This window comes from Candidatus Nitrosarchaeum limnium BG20, from assembly GCF_000241145.1.
Taxonomy (GTDB): Archaea; Thermoproteota; Nitrososphaeria; order Nitrososphaerales; family Nitrosopumilaceae; genus Nitrosarchaeum; species Nitrosarchaeum limnae.
The window spans coordinates 1-969 of record NZ_AHJG01000140.1; the positions used below are offsets into that span (position 1 = coordinate 1).

Consider the following 969-nt stretch of genomic DNA (forward strand, 5'->3'; position numbering starts at 1 on the left):
GCTTTATCAATTGCCAAACCAATAGTAATTGCAGTATCTTCAATCAAGTGATGCTCAATTTTGTCATTGGATTTAGCATTAACCTTTAGATCCATCATGCCATGTTTTCCAAAGGCTGTAATCAGATGATCAAGAAAGCTAATTCCAGTTTGAACAGTAGTTTTTCCGGTTCCATCAAGATTTACAGATACAGAAACTGTAGTTTCCTTTGTACTACGATTTACAGAGCTTTTTCTTGGTTTCATATTTTTCACAGGAGATGTACTTTGTATTATTCTAAATTTAATACCTTCGGAAGTAAATCAATAGAGTCTAAGACTATCAAAGTCCCATTATTCTGAAATAATTTCAGTTTTGCCTGTGGATTTTTACTGGTTCCTATAATCCCACAAAAAATTGTTTTGTAGCCTTGTTCTGTTGCCTTTTTAGCCATAATAAGGTCCTCCATAGAATCACCTACGTAGATACAACAAGTACATGCCATACCCCTTATTGAACGAATTAGAGACTCGGGATTTGGCTTTGCAAGTTCTCTTGATTCATCTTCTAAAAATGCAGAATTTTTCAAATCAAATTTATCCAAAATGGATTTAAGAGAATATCGGACAGACTCTTTTCCACGTCCAGATACAATTGAAATTTTATCGGTAAATTTTTTTGTCAATTTTTCAATCAGATTATCAGTAACTATGACAGCATCATTGTTTATCAATCCAGGTTCTGAAAATTGAGATAATTTTTTGAAAAGTTTAAGGTATAACTCATGACCATAAAAAATTTGATCAAATGTTTGGTACAACGGATTATCATGGTGAGTTCCAGGATAGGACAGTTTATTTTTAATATCATTGATATCAACAAATTTCTCAATATATTGTTCCACAGATAAAATTCCTGATGAATCAGCGTTTGATATCACATTGAAGATAAATTCTTGTTGATCTTTTCTAAGTTTATCTGCTGCAACAA

1 protein-coding gene and 1 pseudogene are annotated in these 969 nt (G+C 32.0%); both read right to left on the minus strand.

Annotation, left to right across the window (positions count from 1 at the left end):
• A pseudogene (locus BG20_RS04615) lies at nucleotides 1-245 on the minus strand (imidazoleglycerol-phosphate dehydratase); the annotation flags it as partial.
• Between the two features lie 26 nt (nucleotides 246-271).
• On the minus strand, nucleotides 272-969 hold a 698-nt coding region (locus BG20_RS04620), incomplete at its 5' end, for an HAD family hydrolase (RefSeq protein WP_010191506.1).